Raw genomic sequence first — 15,396 nt, 5'->3', positions numbered from 1 at the left:
ATAGTAGATGCAAATAAAGAAGCTTAAGGTAAAGGGGAGGGTATCTTATGGCTTATGAAAAAATAAAATTGCAAGAAAGATTATTGAAGTACGGAATTTTATTAATGAGTGTGAGTTTTATAGCAGCAGGAGTCTATAGAAATGAAGTTCGGGTGGTATTAAAGAAAGCAATAAATATATGTTTGGAGTGTATAGGAATTGGATAAGCGAAGAATAACTCAAATAATTACTGCTATAATTACAAACGCCAATATTAAAGGTTTTTTTGAAGGAAATATATTTAAGGGAAACACAAAAAAGCTTTGTGTTCCAGGACTGAATTGTTATTCCTGTCCAGGAGCTATGGGTTCCTGCCCAATAGGTTCCATGCAGGCGGTTATAGGAACTATAAAATATGATTTTTCATTGTATATAGCAGGTTTTATATCTTTAATGGGAATAATATTTGGTAGATTTATTTGTGGATGGTTGTGTCCTTTTGGACTAATTCAGGACTTATTATATAAAATACCATCTCGTAAGATTAAAGTTAATAAAAAAATAAACAATGTATTGAAGTATTTAAAATATGTTATTTTAATTGTATTTGTAATATTACTGCCTATGTTCTTAGTGAATGAATTCGGAATAAGTCCACCTTATTTTTGTGAATATATATGTCCAGCTGGTACTTTAGAAGGCGGAATACCTTTAGTATTATTAAATGAACCTTTAAGAGATACTATTGGATTTTTATTTGGATGGAAAATGTTCCTTTTAGTTATTATGATTCTAAGTTCTGTATTTATATACAGACCATTTTGCAGATATATATGTCCTTTAGGTGCTTTTTACTCTTTATTCAATGGTATAAGCTTTTACAAGTTTGAAGTAGATAAAGATAAGTGTACAAACTGTAAAGCTTGCGTGAAAAAATGTAAGTTGGATATAGAAGTTTATAAAAAGCCTAACGGTGCAGAGTGTATAAGATGTGGAGACTGCGTAAAAGCGTGCTCTACGAAAGCTATTAAAAGAGGTGTGCATTTTTAAATAAGTAAAAACTCCAGATAATCCATAATTTTTCATTGACTAAACTACAAATTAATATTATAATTCTAAAAAAAGCGTTTATAAATTCAGTGATTGGAAAAAGTAGATAGGACATGAAGCTAAAGCGAGTCGGGGATGGTGGAAGCCTGATGTGGATATGCTTATTGAATGGTTCCATGAGAAGCGGTGTGAAATCATAAGAGAGTAGCATTTGCCGTAGGTCTTACGTTACAAGGACTGGGTATCGAAATAGTCAAATCTATTTCCGTACTTAAAAGAGAGAGATTTAATACTATCTAAGATAGGTGGCACAGCGAAATTCAACATTTCGTCCTATATAAAGGGACGGAGTGTTTTTTATTTTATATAAATGCTGCTGCAAACTATATGATTGTATTATATCTAATCAGGGTGGTATCGCGGAAGCTTAAGCATTTCGTCCCTATTTATGGGGATGGAATGCTTTTTTATTTTATAAATTAGGGGTGAGTATATGGTCTATCCAGATTTTAAGAAGTTTGAAGAATTAAGTAAGGTTTCAAAAATGGTTTCTGTTTCTTTAGAAATGGAAGGAGATACAGAGACACCAATTACTTTGTTTAAAAAGCTTTGCAAAGATAAAAACAGTTATCTTCTAGAAAGTGTTGAAGGGGGAAACAAGTGGGGAAGATACTCCTACATCGGAAGAAATCCTTTTATGACAATCAGAAGTTATGGGAATCAGGTAACTATAAACAAAGGAAATCAGGTAATTAATAAGAAAGGTAGAGTACTTGATATTGTAAAAGAAATAACTAATGATTTCTCCATGGTGCATATGGAAAATATGCCTGACTTCAGTGGAGGAGCAGTTGGATATATAGGATATGATGTAATAAGAAATTATGAAAATCTGGTTAATGTGAATATTGATGATATAAAAATGCCAGAGGTACATCTTTTATTAACAGAAGAAATAATTTGCTATGACCATTTAAGACAGAAAATTAGGATTATTGTAAATGTTCCTGTATCTTCTGACTTATATAAACTATATGAAAATGCTCTTGAAAGATTAAAAGAAATAAAGAGAGAAATATTAGAAAATAGGTTTGAAATGGAAGAGGACAAAAAAGCAAATTCAGAAAAAAGCGAATATTTCAGCAATAAAACAGAGGAAGAATTTATCCAAGGGGTTTTGAAAGCAAAGGAATATATAAAGGACGGAGACATTTTTCAAGTTGTTTTATCTCAAAGGCTGCAGATAAAAACAGGCATACATCCATTTAAGGCATATAGAACTTTAAGAACTATAAATCCATCACCTTACATGTTTTATATAAACTTTGGAGAATACTCCTTAGTTGGATCATCACCGGAACTGCTGGTAAAAGTAAAGGAAGGTACGGTAGAAACGTGCCCTATAGCAGGAACTAGACCAAGAGGAAAAGATCGTGAGGAAGATGAAAGACATGCAGCGGAGTTAATTAAGGATGAAAAAGAACGAGCAGAACACTTAATGTTGGTGGATTTAGGCAGAAATGATATTGGAAAGATATCAAAATTTGGAACAGTTGAAGTAAATCAATTTATGGAGATACAAAAATATTCTCATGTAATGCACATTGTATCCAATGTGATTGGAAAAATTAAAAATGATTGTGATATGTATGATGCACTAATATCCTGTTTGCCAGCAGGTACTGTATCAGGAGCACCAAAAGTAAGAGCAATGGAGATTATAGATGAATTAGAAAATAGAAAAAGAGGGGTATATGCAGGAGCAGTTGGATATTTAGGCTTTAATGGAAATATGGACATGTGTATTGCCATAAGAACAATGGTATTCAAGGAGGGAGCGGCATATATTCAAGCTGGTGCTGGAATTGTAGCTGATTCTGATCCAAAAAGTGAATACGAAGAGACACTAAGGAAGGCAAAGGCATTGGTAGAAACTATAAAAATAGCAGAGGAGGAAGTATCTTGATTGTAATAATAGATAATTATGATTCATTTACTTACAATTTGTATCAATATGTGGGAGAGATTAATCCAGAAGTGAAAGTATTCAGAAATGATGAAGTGACAATAGAAAAACTAAAACAAATGGATATAGACCATATTATAATTTCCCCAGGACCAGGGTTTCCAAAGGACTCAGGTATTTCTAAAGAAGTTATTAAAACATTTGGAAAGGATATACCGACACTGGGGGTATGTCTTGGACATCAATGTATTGGGGAAGTATTTGGGGGATGGATTGTGCATGCTAAGGAAATGGTTCATGGTAAAACCTCTATGATTACACATAATGAGATGGATTTGTTTAAAGGACTTGAAAATCCATTAAGAGTAACAAGATACCATTCTTTGGTTGTTGAAAGACATTCTATTGATGATGAGCTGATAATTACTGCTGAAAGTAGCGATGGAGAAATTATGGGATTAAAACATAAGAACTATCCTATATTTGGTGTTCAGTTTCACCCTGAATCTATCGCTACACAGAATGGAAAAGAGCTTTTAAAAAACTTCTTAAATTATAAAAAGGAGGCGTAAGGAGTGCTGAAATTTGCAATAGATAAGGTAGCAAGAAATGAAAACTTGACACAAGAAGAAATGATAAGTGCTATGAATATTATCATGGAAGGTAAGGCAACTCCAGCTCAGATAGGTGGTCTTTTAATAGGACTTAGAATGAAGGGAGAAACCTTGGAAGAGATTACGGGAAGTGCTAAGGTTATGAGAGATAAGGCACTAAATGTATCTATTGAGAGTGATTATGCCATAGATACCTGCGGCACAGGAGGGGATGGAGGAAATACATTTAATATTTCTACAGCAGCAGCTTTTGTTGCTGCAGCAGCTGGGGTTGTGGTGGTAAAACACGGTAATCGTTCTGTTTCCAGCAAATGTGGAAGTGCAGATGTATTAGAAAAATTAGGGGTTAATATTAACCTCCAGCCTGATGAAGTGCAAAAGTGTGTAGATGAGTTGAATATAGGCTTTATGTTTGCACCTAATTTTCACAAGGCAACAAAATATGCTGTAGGACCAAGACGTGAACTTGGAGTTAGAAGTATATTCAATTTACTTGGACCATTAACAAATCCAGCAGGAGCAAAGGGGCAGGTGCTTGGTGTATTTGATGAGAAGCTTACACCAGTTATGGCAGGAGTTTTGAAGGAACTGGGTCTTGAAAGGGCTATGGTTGTACATGGAGTGGATGGGTTAGATGAGATTACAGTTACTGATAGAACAAAGGTAAGTGAACTTAAGGATGGAAAAATAAATACCTATTTTATTGATCCTAGAGATTTTCAAATTCCAGTAGCTGAAAAGGATGAAATATCAGGAGGAGATCCAGAAGAAAATGCAGAGATTATACTTAAAATATTAAAAGGTGAAACAGGGGCAAGAAGAAATATGGTTTTAATGAATGCTGGAGCAGCCATATATGTAGGAAAGAAGGCAGATTCTTTAAAAGAAGGAATTGAGAAAGCAAAAGAAATTATAGATACAGGGCTTGCATTAGAAAAACTAAATGATTTTGCAAAGTTTACACAGGAGGTAGTCAAATGATTCTAGACAAAATTGTTGATTACAAGAGAAAAAAACTAGAGGAAGAAAAGATAATCACTCCTTTTAACAAGCTTGTTTCTCAAATAGAAGCTTGTAATGAAACCAGAAACTTTAAGAAATCAATCATTGAAAATAAAGACATTAGTATTATTGCAGAGGTAAAAAAAGCATCACCTTCTAAGGGTGTTATAAGGGAAGACTTTCATCCACTGGCTATAGCTGAGGAATATGAAAAAAATAAGGTTCAGGCAATATCAGTATTGACAGAGGATAAATTTTTTCAGGGAAAAGATGAATACTTATCTCAAATTAAAGGTATAACTTCTGTTCCTGTTTTGCGAAAAGACTTTATAATTGATCCATATCAAATCTATCAGGCAAGAGTATTGGGAGCGGATGTAATTCTTCTAATTGCAGCAATACTGACTAAGAAGGAACTAATAGATTTTCAAAGGATTGCAAAAGAAATGGGACTTCAGTGTCTTGTTGAGGTCCATGATAAAGCTGAACTAGATATAGTATTGGAAACGGAAGCAGAAATAATTGGTATTAATAATAGAGATTTAAAAACCTTTAAAACTACTCTTGAAACAACAGAAAGATTAATGTCTTTTATTCCAAAAGATAAAGCTGTAATAAGTGAAAGTGGAATAAATACAAGAAAAGACATGGAGTTTCTTAGCAATTTAGGTGTCCAGGGAGTGCTTATAGGAGAAAGCTTGATGAGGGCAAAAGCTATAGATGAAAAGTTAAGAGAACTTAGGGGGAGATAGATTGACTAAAGTAAAAATATGTGGATTAAAAAGAGAAGAAGATATTCTTTATGTCAATAAGTTAAAGCCAGACTATGTGGGTTTTGTGTTTGCGGAGAGTGTGAGAAAAGTAGATAAATACAGAGCAAAAGAATTAATTCAGGGATTGGACAGAAGCATAAAAAAGGTAGGAGTATTTTTAAATGAATCTATGGAGAAAGTAAATGAAATAGCAGATTACTGCGGTTTAGACGTACTGCAATTTCATGGAGATGAGAACCCTAAGTACTGCAATTCTTTTCAATATGAGATATGGAAGGCATTCAGAATAAAAGATATCCACAGCTTGAATGAATTTGAAAGATATAATGTGGATGGTTTTTTATTAGATACCTATATAAAAGGTGAATATGGTGGTACTGGAAAGACTTTTCATTGGGAAATGGTATCAAATATAAGTAAGAGTAAAAATATTATTTTGGCAGGAGGGCTCACCTCTGAAAATGTAAGCAAGGCAATTAATACAATTCACCCTATGGTGGTAGATGTAAGCAGCGGCGTTGAAGTAGATGGACATAAGGATTTTCATAAGATGAAAAATTTTATAGAAAGTGTGAGGGGATAATATGAATAATAAAAATATACCTAAAAGGTTTGGAAAATTTGGAGGACAGTTTGTACCAGAGACTTTGATGAATGCACTTATAGAACTGGAAAGAGAATTTGTAAATGCAATGGATGATGAAAGCTTCCAAAAAGACTACAGATATTATGTTAAGGAGTATTCAGGAAGACCTACCCCTTTATATTTTGCAGAAAACTTAACTAAGAATCTGGGTGGAGGAAAGATTTACTTAAAGCGTGAAGATTTAAATCATACAGGAGCACATAAAATCAATAATGTAATTGGTCAAGTTTTACTGGCAAGGAGAATGGGAAAAAAGAGAATTATTGCAGAGACTGGGGCAGGCCAGCATGGTGTTGCAACAGCTACAATATGTGCAATGTTTGGGCTAAAGTGTGAAGTTTATATGGGAGTAGAAGATGTAGAAAGACAAGCTTTAAATGTGTTTAAGATGAACCTACTAGGGGCAAAGGTTAATCCAGTATCTTCTGGAACGGGAACATTAAAGGATGCTACTAATGAAGGCATAAGAGACTGGGTTACAAATGTAGATGATACATTTTATGTAATGGGTTCTGTTGTAGGCCCTCATCCATATCCAACTATGGTAAGAGATTTTCAAAGAATAATTGGAGATGAGGTAAGAGAACAGATAATTGAGAAGGAAGGAAGACTTCCAGATTATTTAGTTGCCTGTGTTGGTGGTGGAAGTAATGCCATGGGATTATTCTATCCTTTCCATGAAGATGAAGGAATAAAAATATATGGGGTAGAGGCTGCTGGATTGGGTGTTGATACAGATAAACATGCAGCAACTATAACAAAAGGTTCTATGGGAGTTATTCATGGAATGATGACATATCTTCTTCAGGATGAATATGGTCAGATTATGCCAGTACACTCAATTTCTGCAGGGTTGGATTATCCAGGAATAGGACCAGAACATGCTTATTTTCACTCAATTGGAAGAGTAAAATATGAAGGTATAACAGATGATGAAGCTGTAAAGGCATTTAAATATTTATCAGAGGTAGAAGGAATTATTCCAGCATTGGAAAGTGCTCATGCCATTGCCTATTTAATGAAGCTGGCACCTAAGACTAATAAAGATGATATTATAGTAGTTAACTTATCTGGAAGAGGAGACAAGGATATTCATACAATATCAAACTATATAGGGGGTATAGATCATGCAGAGTAGGATAACGAAAAAATTCATAGAATTAAGAGAAAAAAATGAGAAAGCACTTATAACTTATGTAACCAGTGGAGATCCAGATTTAGATACAACTTATAATTTGGTACTTGAAAAGGAGAGAGCAGGAGCTGATATTATAGAATTAGGAATACCTTATTCAGATCCTCTAGCTGATGGTCCAGTGATACAAAGAGCATCAGAAAGAGCTTTGAAATCAGGAACAAATATAGATTCTGTTTTTCAGTTGGTAAAAAGAATAAGAGAAAAGACAGAAATACCACTTGTGTTTTTAGTATATTTTAATGCTGTATATAGATATGGAATGGAAAGATTTCTAGAAAATTGTAGAGAGTATGGTGTAGATGGACTTATTATTCCAGATTTACCTATGGAAGAAAGAAAAGAAATAAATGAGCTTATGAAAGATTATCCTGTTGACCTTATACCTCTTGTTGCACCTACCTCTGAAGATAGAATAAAGGAAGTAGTTTCAGAAGGAAATGGTTTTGTTTACTGTATTTCATCTAACGGAGTAACAGGAACAAGAAGTGAGTTTAAGGTGGATTTAGCAGAGTTTATGAATAAGATAAAGAAATACACTACACTTCCTTTAGCCATTGGATTCGGTATATCTGATGAAAAAACTGTAAGGGATTTAAAAGGAATATGCGATGGAGTAATTGTTGGAAGTGCTATTATCAAGAAAATAGAAGAAGGAATTAAAGAAGGAAATATTGAAAATAGAGTTTTTGAATTTGTGAATAGTTTACACAAAGCATTGGAGTAAAAAGGCGAAGGTGTAAAACTTATAGAATACTATAAAACGTATGAAAATGGACATGAAATGTATTGAAAATACTTTTCATGTCCATTTTTTCCATTATTCCAAATCTTTACGTAAAATATCCTTCATTAATACATTGGGTATTTCCAATGCTTCTTTTCTATTAGATGCAGGGGCTGATATCATTAGGCCATTACCGCTATTCCACTGCTTACTATGTGCATATAAATCCTCTGGTTCGAGTATATTAATAGTTAATTGACTAAAATTATCATCTATATATATAGTTCCATATGATGGTCGTATAGGTTTATAACTCTCGGTGAAAAAGAGATAATCTATACTAGCTCTATTAAATTCATCAAATTTTAATTCTAGTTCTTCTATTTCTTTAGGAATTTCTAAGTCATTGATTTTTATTTTCCCTACAAATTTTTTTCCGAAGATAAAATCTTTTGATAGCTTTCCATTAATTGAAATGGTTACTTTCTCAACATATTGAGTATTTGCTTTTCCTAATCTGTATTTTATACCTTGAAAAGTTTTGTTATATGGTCTTGGTAAAGCTGTATATACATAAATTGAAACTAATGCTCCTAGTAATATTGATAATATAATTTTTATACGTATTTTTTTCATAATAAAATTCTCCTTTTAACATCATAACTTAAAAATAACATAAATGTTAATATATATAAACAGAAAAGTAAAAAAATGAGCATAAAAAAATTTCATTATGATAGTATTTTTTTATAGCTATTTATTTTAGGAAAGATAAATTCAGTGTTTAAATAAAAATATGTATGGTAAAATATTAAAAGAATAGGAATTGTAGAGTGAGGGAACAAGAGCTGATTTTATAATATTAAATTATTATTAATAAGAAATTGTATATGGAGTGTGAGTTCAATATGGAAAAGGAATTCAATATAACAGGAACCTGTATACCAGAGATGCATTATATGGTAGATACTTCAGATAAATTAAAGGGAGTTATGCAATTAATTAATAAGGGAAAATACTTTATAATAAACAGACCAAGACAGTATGGAAAAACAACTACATTATTTTTATTAAATAAACAATTAAAAAATAGTGAAGATTATATATCTATAAAAATAAGTTTTGAAGGAATTGGAGATTTGATTTTTGAAGACGAGGAAGTGTTTTCAAGAGAGTTTCTAGAAATTTTAGAAGATAATTTGTTTTTGGAACATGAGGAGTTAGCAGATTTTTTAGAACAACAAAAGAGTAAAGTTAAAAAATTTAAAGACTTATCAAAAGTTATAACTAAATTTATAATAAAAGCTAATAAAAAAGTAATTTTAATGATAGATGAAGTAGATAAAAGTAGTAATAATCAGCTATTTTTAAGTTTTCTAGGTATGCTAAGAAATAAGTATTTACTCAGAAATGAAGGGTCTGATTATACATTTCACAGCATAATATTAGCAGGAGTTCATGATGTTAAAAGTTTAAAAATAAAAATAAGACCAGATGAAGAGCAAAAATACAACAGCCCATGGAATATAGCTGCTGATTTTGATATAGATATGAGTTTTTCGGCAGAAGAAATAGAAACAATGTTAGATGACTATGTTAAAAATAAGAATGTAAAATTAGATAAAACTTATTTTTCAGAAAGACTTTATTATTACACATCAGGATATCCTTTCTTAGTTAGTAAACTCTGCAAGATAATAGATGAAAAGATAATGCTAGAAAATGAATTAGTGTGGAAAAAAGAATACATGGATATGGCTGTAAAATTAATTTTAAAAGACAGTAACACTAACTTTGACAGCCTTATTAAAAATATAGAAAATAATGATGAATTATATTATTTTGTTGAAAACATAATTTTAAAAGGCGAAAGAATTAGCTATATAAAGACTGATGAAATAATAAATATGGCAACTACATATGGAATTTTAAAAGAATATAAAGGTAATTGTAAAATACATAACAGGATATACGAGCAACTTTTGTATGACCATATGATGGTAAAAATTTTAAGAAAAAGAATATATGGAACTATGTCAAATTATAACTACAGAGATAAATTTATAAATGCAGATGGAAGCCTAGATATAAGGAAAATACTTATAAAATTTCAAGAATTCATGAAGCATGAGTATTCAAAAAATAGAGAAGCTTTCCTAGAAAATGATGCAAGACTAGTTTTTCTAGCTTTTATAAGTCCAATAATAAATGGAGTAGGTTTTGCATTTAAAGAAGTAACTGGTGGAGAAGAGAAAAGATTTGATATTGTAATAACTTATGAAAAGAGAATGTATATACTAGAGCTTAAAATATGGCATGGTGAGGAGTATCATAAAAAAGGATTAGTTCAGCTTGGACAATATTTAGAGCAATATAATTTGGATGAAGGGTACCTTCTGATATTTGATTTTAGGAAAGAAGAAAATAAAGATAGAGAAAGTGAAGAAATAAAGCTTAATGGTAAAAAAATATTTTCAGTATGGGTTTAACTTAAAAATTTAAAGAAAATGTAGATAGATTTATGTAAATTCAAATCTGTCTACATTTTCTTTAAATTTATTAATATGTGTTTTAACCTGCTAGAATCTGAGTTAAATATTAATAATATCTATTTTACATTTTTCCTGAAAGATATTTTCTGTAAAACAAGCTATTTCATCAAAAAGATTTACTTTAAATTGTCCTAAAGCATCTTTACAAGTCAGATTATTATAGGCTTCTTCACCAGATATGCCCATTGTTAAAATTCCTGCTGCTGCAGAGATTTCTTTACTGTTTCCAGCACCTAAGTAACTTCCAATAAGAGATGCAGTCATGCAGCCAGTACCTGTAATTTTTTTCAGTTGAGAATGACCATTGTATATTTTAATAATTTTATCTTTATGGATTATTATATCTACTTTACCTGTAACAGCTAAAACAGTATTTTCTCTTATAGAATAGTCAATAAGCGGATTGGCAACATTTTTCATAAACTCACTCTCGTCTAAATCTATGCTGTCTACTCCTTTCATAGAATCTGATAGACCTACTATTCCTAATACTTCAGATGAATTTCCTTTAATTACATCAAAGTGTACTTCATCTAAAAGGTTTTTAACCACTTCTTTTCTATAAGGAGTAGCACTGAAGCCTACTGGATCTAAAACAACAGGAATACCTTTCTTATTTGCCTCTTTTCCTGCTAATATCATGGATTCAACAACTCGTTCATTTAGAGTGCCAACATTTATCACCAAGGAAGAACTTATGCTTACCATATCACATACTTCTTTAATAGAGTCTGCCATAACTGGTGATGCACCAATACATAAGGTTATGTTGGCACAGTCATTTACCGTAACATAATTGGTAATGTGATGCACTAGTGGATTAGTGTCTTTTACTTTCTTCAAAGCTTTTGAGCATTCATTTAAAAAATCTAAATTATTCATTAATTAAACATCTCCTGTACTTATAGTATTTATTATTTTTTGAAATACTGGAACTTTTAAAATAAAATATGCAATTACACTTCCTGAAATAGTACTCAATGAGAATGGAAGTATAAAGAATGTGGCTCCAATATTTTTTCCCATCAAAATATTTGCTATAGGAATAGATACCAAACTTCCTATTAAACCAGTTCCAATTATTTCTCCAGCAATGGCAAAATTAATATTCTTTCTTTTAGAATATAATATTCCAGATAATAATGCACCAATCATACTTCCAGGAAAAGCTAGGAGAGAGCCTGTTCCAATAATATTTCTTAGCAATGATATGATAAAGGCATTAATTAAAGCACCGACTGGTCCTAATAGAACAGCAGATAGAACATTTATAAAGTGTTGTACTGGGAAACATTTAGATACCCCTACAGGAATGTATATAACATGGGCGGATAAGCTACCTATAGCGATAAGTAATGCAGATAAGGTTAATTGTTTTGTTTTCATAAAAAACTCCTTTCTTTTGAACTAGGAGAAATAAAAAAAGCATAAATCCCGCGTAAAGGATTTATGCCTGTTGTATTTGCATAAATAGAACCAAAATATTTGGAACGTGCTTTCCTACGCTGGTACAATCCAGATCAGGTTCAAGGGTAAGAAAAATAGTAGGTTTTCCTTCTCAGCCGGCCTATCCAGCACCCCTAGCTCAATTGTTTTTTCTTTTTTTCATAATTGGATTTTAACATATGTAAAGAAATAGTACAAGTAATAAACTGAGGGTGTTTCTATTAAGAAAAAACAGAAATAGTTATTTATAATTAAAATCTATATTTCCAATTGACCCCATAGAATAAATAATATACTATTTTTATATGGAAATAAAACAAAAATGACAAAATTTTACCTCATAATTTACATAGAAATACCTAATATCTTGTAAAAGGATATAATTGAGAGGAGCAAAAAGTATGTCCCTGTTTAATTTCATTTTTCCTTTATTCAGAAGCAAAAAACGAAAAGTATTTTCTAATAGATGTAATGAAATATGTTGTAATCCAGAGGAAAAAAAATTAACTCAAAACGAGTTAAGAAAAAGAGAACTCAGATTGAAATGTGCGCAGGAAATTGGAAATCTAGGAAGCTGGGAATGGGATTACAAATCAAATAGATTGGATTTTTCTGATGAGATATACGAAATATTTGGTATGGATAAAGGAAAATTCCAAGGTGATTTTGAATATATTATGCATAATGTAATTCATGGTAATTATAAAAACATGATAGAAGAAATGTTGGTAAAAAAAGCAGATTTACAGATAATAAATCCTATAGAGTTTAAGATAGTAAAACCAAATAGAGAAGAAAGATGGATACGAGCAAATGGAGTTTCTATTTATGATGATAATGGAAATAAAATTAAAATGATTGGTGCTATTCAGGATGTTACAGAGTGGAAAAATGCTGAAATAGCTCTCCAGGAAAATCTAGAATTTCTTCAAACACTTATGGATACAATTCCTAATCCAATTTTCTATAAAGATGAAAAAGGTGTCTATAAATATACTAATATTGCTCATGCAGAATATGTAGGTCTTAGACAAGAAGAAATTATTGGGAAAACAGTATATGAGATTTCTTCTAAACAACTTGCTGATATTTATCATAAAGCTGATATTGAATTGATGAAGAATAAGGGAAAGCAAGTTTATGAAGCAAAAGTTAGATATAATGACGGATTATTACATGATGCAATGTTTACTAAAACAGTTTTTACAAATAAAGAAAATGAAGTTAAAGGGATAGTTGGAGTTATACTTGATATTACAGAGAGAAAGATAATTGAAGAAAGAATAGATAGACTGTCAAAAGTAAAGGATGCTATGTTAGAACTAAATCAATCTATTACTGGAATAAAAAGTATTAATGAGTTATTCCAATTAATTATAGAAAAGATAAATCAATTGATGGGAAATGACAATCTTATATGTATATTGCTTTTGGATGAGGAAGAAAATTTAAAAATTGCTGCCAGCAGAGGCTATGATAATGAAAAAGCTAAAGAATATACTATTAAGCTGAAGGAAACTTTTGCATGGATTAAGACAAAAGGAAAAATTGAGAAAGCGATTATTATAAATGATGTTCAGGAAATACTTAAGAAGCAATTACCAAGAATTTTAGAAAATAAACAAGACATTACAATCCAATCTTCTATTAGTACACCAATTATAATAGAAGAACAATTATATGGTTTTATAAACATTGACAGTGAACAGAATTACATATATGATGAAAAAGATTTGGAAATAATGGAATATATGAGAAAGCAAATTGAAATTTCTATAAGTAAGCATAGGCTTTATGAAGAAACTGTATATTTATCTAGATATGATAAATTAACAAATGTATATAATAGAAGATATTTTGAAGAGCTAATTTATGAATATATTTATAAATCCAGAATAAATAGTGAAGAATTTTTCTTTGTAGTATTTGATTTGAATGGCTTAAAAGTTGTTAATGATACTTATGGGCATTTAGTAGGAGATGAGTTTATAAAAACTTTTACTAGTAGTTTAAGCAAGTACATTGGAGATTTAGATATTTTAGCAAGACTTGGTGGAGATGAATTTGTAGGAGTTTTCTTTAATAGGGACTTAAAAACTCTTATAGAAAGATTTGAGGAATTAATTATACATTTTCAAGATAATCTAATAACTTTTGAAGAAAATAAATTTATTTGCAGCTATAGTTATGGTATTGCAAGCTTTCCTAAAGACGGTGAGCAATATGATAAATTAATGAAAATTGCTGATGAACGTATGTATAAATATAAACAGAAAATAAAGAATAGCAAGGCGTATCTTAAGGGTACAAGCATATAAAGGAATGGCAGAAACCTTTTGTATATACAGTCTATGGGGAGATATGTTGATGGAGCAAAAAGCAAAGCAGGATTTTAAAAAAGAAAAGTTAGTGTATTCAGTATTTTTAATATTAATGATAATTTTATATATACTTAATGTAGAAATTACTATTCATTTGGGAGTAATTTTATATTGGATAGTATATCTTTGTGATTTAATAATTTTAGAAAAATTTCATAGAATTGAATTAATGTTTTTACTAGGAATTATTTTACTGAGTGTTGTAACCAATAAGTTTGATATACATTGTAAAATAAGTATTATATTGGTTTATTATTTTACAACACTTGTTGTTTTTTATATTTGGAAAGGTATTTCAAAATATAAATGGAATAAAATTTTTTCTACTATATTAATAATCTCATTAGTTACTTGCATTAATGTTTACATAAGTAAAAATAGATTGATAAAAGATAGGGAATTTCAAATATGTGTAGAGGAAGCCCTAAAAAAAAATTGGTGCGATGGTGGAATAACACAGGAAAATTTAGAAAAGATACGTTTTATAGAGATTCACTGGCTTCGCAATGGAGTTAATTTAGAAGGTATAGAGCAATTAAAGAATTTGGAAGAAATTGAGATAAATCTTAGAGATAAAAAAGTTAAAAATATAAATCTTGTATCTCAATTGACTAAAGTTATAAAGATATCTCTTCGTGGGGGGACAGTTGAAGATTTATCTAATATAGGACAAATGAATTCTGTAGAAGAATTGAATTTTAGGAATATAGAAAAATTGGACATACGAGAAGACACTTATAGTATTAATAATTTTCCTAATTTAAAAAGATTGTCAATACGTGGAATGAAATTTAAGGATTTTTCTATTATAAAAACACTAAAACACCTTGATAAGCTTTATTTGGATGATTGTGAAATTGGCAGTCTGGATGGTATAGAAGATTTGAAGAATCTGAAAAAACTACATCTTTGTGATGTAAACATAAAAAATATTAATCATATTGATAAATTAAAATCTTTAGAAGAAATTAGTTTATATAAAGTTGATGATAGTACTAAACAAAAGTTGAAAGATTTACCTAATGTTACTGATTGATATATTTTACTTGATAAAAAATGCAATCA

Annotated in this window: 15 protein-coding genes, 1 riboswitch and 1 other annotated feature; of the genes, 12 read left to right on the top strand and 3 right to left on the bottom strand. The window is 30.4% G+C overall.

The features are described 5' to 3' along the window. Positions 1-47 precede the first annotated feature (47 nt). From OIO11_RS10730 to trpA, 9 genes are all read left to right on the top strand, one after another. Positions 48-206: a CD1871A family CXXC motif-containing protein gene (locus OIO11_RS10730; RefSeq protein WP_268071458.1), complete on the top strand. Its 159-nt coding sequence runs from the start codon at positions 48-50 to the stop codon at positions 204-206. Then, positions 199-1,029, top strand: a complete 831-nt coding sequence (locus tag OIO11_RS10725) for a 4Fe-4S binding protein (RefSeq protein WP_268071457.1) — start codon at positions 199-201, stop codon at positions 1,027-1,029. Before OIO11_RS10730 ends, OIO11_RS10725 begins: the two co-directional genes overlap by 8 nt. Before the next feature lie 80 nt (positions 1,030-1,109). Next, positions 1,110-1,368: a binding site (T-box leader), on the top strand. Between the two features lie 154 nt (positions 1,369-1,522). Further along, a complete protein-coding gene (trpE, locus tag OIO11_RS10720) occupies positions 1,523-2,995 on the top strand; it encodes an anthranilate synthase component I (RefSeq protein ID WP_268071456.1) in 1,473 nt (490 codons plus the stop codon). After that, positions 2,992-3,567, top strand: a complete 576-nt coding sequence (locus OIO11_RS10715) for an anthranilate synthase component II (protein ID WP_268071455.1) — start codon at positions 2,992-2,994, stop codon at positions 3,565-3,567. Before trpE ends, OIO11_RS10715 begins: the two co-directional genes overlap by 4 nt. A gap of 3 nt (positions 3,568-3,570) precedes the next feature. Beyond that, positions 3,571-4,590 (top strand): anthranilate phosphoribosyltransferase, encoded by a 1,020-nt coding sequence (gene trpD / locus OIO11_RS10710; protein ID WP_268071453.1) that lies wholly within the window; start codon positions 3,571-3,573, stop codon positions 4,588-4,590. Continuing rightward, complete coding sequence (gene trpC, locus OIO11_RS10705; RefSeq protein ID WP_268071452.1) at positions 4,587-5,363, top strand: indole-3-glycerol phosphate synthase TrpC; 777 nt, start codon at positions 4,587-4,589, stop codon at positions 5,361-5,363. The genes trpD and trpC overlap by 4 nt, the downstream gene beginning before the upstream one ends. A 1-nt stretch (position 5,364) precedes the next feature. After that, complete coding sequence (locus tag OIO11_RS10700; protein WP_268071451.1) at positions 5,365-5,967, top strand: phosphoribosylanthranilate isomerase; 603 nt, start codon at positions 5,365-5,367, stop codon at positions 5,965-5,967. A 1-nt stretch (position 5,968) separates the two neighbouring features. Then, positions 5,969-7,168, top strand: coding sequence for a tryptophan synthase subunit beta (gene trpB, locus OIO11_RS10695; RefSeq protein ID WP_442781295.1), 1,200 nt, complete (start codon positions 5,969-5,971; stop codon positions 7,166-7,168). Continuing rightward, complete coding sequence (trpA, locus tag OIO11_RS10690) at positions 7,158-7,952, top strand: tryptophan synthase subunit alpha (RefSeq protein WP_268071450.1); 795 nt, start codon at positions 7,158-7,160, stop codon at positions 7,950-7,952. Before trpB ends, trpA begins: the two co-directional genes overlap by 11 nt. A 93-nt stretch (positions 7,953-8,045) precedes the next feature. Here the strand turns inward: trpA and OIO11_RS10685 are convergent, their stop codons facing one another. Next, entirely contained in the window at positions 8,046-8,588 is a 543-nt protein-coding gene (locus OIO11_RS10685; RefSeq protein ID WP_268071449.1) for a hypothetical protein, read from the bottom strand. Between the two features lie 272 nt (positions 8,589-8,860). Here OIO11_RS10685 and OIO11_RS10680 point away from each other — a divergent pair, with 272 nt between their 5' ends. Next, entirely contained in the window at positions 8,861-10,441 is a 1,581-nt protein-coding gene (locus tag OIO11_RS10680; RefSeq protein WP_268071448.1) for an AAA family ATPase, read from the top strand. A 102-nt stretch (positions 10,442-10,543) separates the two neighbouring features. On the opposite strand, the gene thiM is transcribed toward OIO11_RS10680, so the two are convergent. Then, positions 10,544-11,386, bottom strand: coding sequence for a hydroxyethylthiazole kinase (gene thiM, locus OIO11_RS10675; protein WP_268071447.1), 843 nt, complete (start codon positions 11,384-11,386; stop codon positions 10,544-10,546). Between the two features lie 3 nt (positions 11,387-11,389). Beyond that, positions 11,390-11,890 (bottom strand): energy coupling factor transporter S component ThiW, encoded by a 501-nt coding sequence (gene thiW / locus OIO11_RS10670; protein ID WP_268071445.1) that lies wholly within the window; start codon positions 11,888-11,890, stop codon positions 11,390-11,392. Positions 11,891-11,984: 94 nt separating this feature from the next. Then, positions 11,985-12,096: riboswitch (TPP riboswitch) on the bottom strand. 255 nt (positions 12,097-12,351) lie between these two features. Here thiW and OIO11_RS10665 point away from each other — a divergent pair. Together OIO11_RS10665 and OIO11_RS10660 are read left to right on the top strand one after the other, a co-directional pair. Continuing rightward, a complete protein-coding gene (locus OIO11_RS10665; protein ID WP_268071443.1) occupies positions 12,352-14,268 on the top strand; it encodes a sensor domain-containing diguanylate cyclase in 1,917 nt (638 codons plus the stop codon). Between the two features lie 49 nt (positions 14,269-14,317). Beyond that, a complete protein-coding gene (locus tag OIO11_RS10660; RefSeq protein WP_268071442.1) occupies positions 14,318-15,367 on the top strand; it encodes a hypothetical protein in 1,050 nt (349 codons plus the stop codon). Positions 15,368-15,396 lie beyond the last annotated feature (29 nt).

It is taken from the genome of Clostridium sp. ZS2-4 (assembly GCF_026719745.1).
In the GTDB taxonomy this organism is placed as follows: domain Bacteria; phylum Bacillota; class Clostridia; order Clostridiales; family Clostridiaceae; genus Clostridium_H.
The sequence above is the reverse complement of the archived record's forward strand: the minus strand, read 5'-3'. Positions and strand labels throughout refer to the sequence as shown.